Source organism: Tianweitania sp. (assembly GCF_032053605.1).
Taxonomy (GTDB): domain Bacteria; phylum Pseudomonadota; class Alphaproteobacteria; order Rhizobiales; family Rhizobiaceae; genus Tianweitania.
Window position 1 is genome coordinate 13840 of record NZ_DAMBUH010000075.1, and the last position, 3092, is coordinate 16931.

General features: G+C 61.7%; 3 protein-coding genes. 1 reads left to right on the top strand and 2 read right to left on the bottom strand.

Annotated features, from left to right (window positions below; all coding sequences use genetic code 11):
* Both RTX98_RS15150 and RTX98_RS15155 read right to left on the bottom strand, forming a co-directional pair.
* Positions 1–1793: acyl-CoA dehydrogenase C-terminal domain-containing protein (locus tag RTX98_RS15150; RefSeq protein WP_312797656.1), on the bottom strand; the 1793-nt coding region annotated here is incomplete at its 3' end.
* A 136-nt stretch (positions 1794–1929) separates the two neighbouring features.
* Entirely contained in the window at positions 1930–2352 is a 423-nt protein-coding gene (locus tag RTX98_RS15155) for a MerR family DNA-binding transcriptional regulator (protein ID WP_312797658.1), read from the bottom strand.
* A gap of 474 nt (positions 2353–2826) precedes the next feature.
* Here RTX98_RS15155 and RTX98_RS15160 point away from each other — a divergent pair.
* Positions 2827–3092 (top strand): hypothetical protein (locus RTX98_RS15160; RefSeq protein ID WP_312797657.1); only part of this gene is annotated, 266 nt, incomplete at its 3' end.

The window sequence follows — 3092 nt, forward strand, 5'->3', positions numbered from 1 at the left end:
CAGAACGCCTCCGCCGGCAAAGCCATCAGAGTATCGGCGCCGGCCGAGATGCGCGCAAGGCGTGTAGCGGTTTCCGGCATTGCCCGTTCCATGAAGAAGCGGGCCGTGACCAGCTTGGTCTCATAGAACGCCTTGTCGCCCGACCCTTCGGCCAGCTTTTCCTGCGCGGCCTTGGCCATCTGGCCCCACATATAGCCGATCGCCACCAGTCCGAAGAGGTGCATGTAATCGGTGGACGCCGCACCGGCATTATCCGGCTTCTGCATGGCGTTCTGCACCAGCCACATGGTTGCGGCCTGCAGATCGTTGAGGCCTTTCTTCAGCGCCTTGGTGAAGGGTGCCAAGGTCTCGTCACCACGGTTGTCTTCGCAGAAGGCGCCGACTTCCTTGAAGAAGGCCTGCACGGCGCGACCACCGTTCAGCGCCAGCTTTCGGCCGACGAGATCGAGCGCCTGGATGCCGTTGGCGCCCTCATAGATCATGGCGATGCGGGCATCCCGCACGAACTGGCTCATGCCATGTTCTTCGATATAGCCGTGGCCGCCAAACACCTGCTGAGCGGCAACAGCGTGGTCGAAACCCCTGTCGGTGAGCACGCCCTTGACTACCGGCGTCATCAGACCGAGCAGGTCCTCGGCTGCCTGCCGCTCCTTCTCGTCGCCGGCGCGCGCCGCGAGGTCGGATTGCAAGGCGGTCCAGAGCTGCAGCGCCCGGCCGCCTTCGGTAAAGGCGCGGATGGTCAGCAGCGTGCGGCGGATATCGGGATGAACGATGATCGGGTCGGCCTTCTTGTCCGGCGCCTTGGCACCCGATAGCGATCGGCCCTGAATGCGCTCGCGGGCGTAAGACACGGCGTTCTGGTAAGCCGCTTCGCCGACCGCCAGACCCTGCAGGGCGACGCCCAGACGGGCCTCGTTCATCATCACGAACATGGCTTTGAGGCCGCCATTCTCGGCGCCGATCAGGAAGCCTTCGGCCTCGTCATAATTCATGACGCAGGTGGCATTGCCGTGGATGCCCATCTTTTCTTCGAGCGAGCCGCAAGACACGGTGTTGCGCTCGCCGGTCGTGCCATCCTCGTTCAGCTTGAACTTGGGCACGATGAAGAGCGAAATGCCCTTCACGCCGTCCGGCGCGCCTTCGATGCGGGCGATCACCAGATGGATGATGTTTTCGGCCATGTCGTGCTCGCCCGCCGAGATGAAGATCTTCTGGCCGGAAATCTTGTAGGTGCCGTCGCCGGATGGAACCGCCTTGGTGCGCAGCAGGCCAAGATCCGTGCCGCAATGCGGTTCGGTCAGGTTCATCGTGCCGGTCCAGGTGCCGTCCACCATCTTGGGCAAGTAGCGCTGCTTCTGCTCATCCGAGCCATGCGCCACGATGGCCGCGATCGCGCCTTGCGTCAGGCCGGGATACATCATCAGCGCCATGTTGGCGGCCGACATATATTCGGCAACGGCGGTATGCAGCGTGTAGGGGAGACCCTGGCCGCCGAACTCTTCCGGCACCGCCAAACCCATCCAGCCGCCTTGGCGATACTGGTCGAAGCCCTGCTTGAAGCCCTTCGGCGTGGTGACCGAACCGTCGGCGGCACGCGTGCAGCCATCAGTGTCGCCGATGCGGTTGAGCGGCTGGAGCACGCTTTCGGAAAGCTTGGCGCCTTCATCCAGGATCGCATCCACCACATCGGGTGAGGCGTCGGCGAAGCCATTCAGATTGCTAAAGCGATCAAGCCGGAGAACCTCGTTCAGGATGAAGCGGGTATCTTCAACGGGCGCGCGGAAAACGGGCATGCTGTCCTCCAGGTCAAGCGCGAAGCGGAGGGCGCTTCAGCGCATGCAACACGAAAACGCCGGGCAGGGACCGGCGCTTGGAGGATCGACTATCAAACTTTGACGTTTGCGTAAACGTCAAAGTGCACGGGTCGGATCAGTTAGGCTTGCCTGTCGGGATCGAAGCCAGCTTGTCCTTTGTGGTCGAGATCAGATCGCTGATGGCCTCGATGGCCGAATCAAGTTCGGCGCGCTGCTTTTCCAAACGGCCGAGCTGACGGGTGGAGCGATCCACCACGGCCTTGAACTGGCGGATATTGGTGCCGTTCGGATCATAAAGATCCATCAGCTGCTTCACTTCGCGCAAGGAGAAACCAACCTTGCGGCCGAGCAGAATCAGTTCCAGCCGGCTGATGTCGCGGCGATGATAAAGCCGGGTGCTTCCAACGCGTTCGGGCGTCAGCAGTCCCTTGTCTTCATAGAAGCGAAGCGTGCGCAGGGAGACACCGTATTCCTTGGCCAGGTCGCCGATACGACGCGCGTCTTCCTCCATGCCGGACGCGTCTTCGGCGCTCGACATGTCGATGTGAGACTCTTTCTCCGCGGGAGCGCGGTTGAAATGATAAGCCATTGTTTTTGTTCTTCTTGCTGTGGGTTCGCGGGCAAAACCGTGCGGCATCGTTCCGACAGGCTTCTGCTGGATACGCGTGTTTCTGATGCCGATGTGGGGGCGGTCCTGATACGTGCCTATATAGGCCTTCCCCACGGACATGCAACGCAGATGAAAACACGGCTGCTATGCATTTGGCGGGAAAGATCAGCGATTCAATATGGTTAACGCGTTCTTTACCACCTCCTGAGACCTTTACGGATGTCGGCGTTCCGTGAACCGCTCGTACCGAATCTCTTCACGGCGTGTTTCCGGGTGCTTGTTGAAGCCCGGATCGAACCGAAAGTTCCGCACCAGCCACGCGGTCACGCAAGGTCCCGGCAATCCTCCTCGTGTTTACCATGCGCGGTGGCACACCAGTTTCAGCGGCGGCGGGCGGTTTAAATGACCAGCAGGCGATCTTACCTCGAGACTTTGAATTCCGGGCGGCAACGCCGCGGAACTTCGTCGCTCGACGAGCTGACACGCACTCTGGAAGCGCTGGAAACCCAGCTGGAGCGCCCTTCGCCCTTTGCCAATCTGCGCCGCCGCGAAGCAACCGAACCCGCACCATCGGTGAGCCACACTGAGCGCGGGCCGGATCTGCAAGCCCCGTCGCGCACCGCCGCACGCGCCGAGCAGCGCGCCGAATCATCCTTCGAGCCACGCCC

Excerpts from the sequence above, each read along its gene's own strand:
- RTX98_RS15155 (WP_312797658.1), bottom strand. The coding sequence starts at position 2,352 with ATGTCGAGCGCCGAAGACGCGTCCGGCATGGAGGAAGACGCGCGTCGT.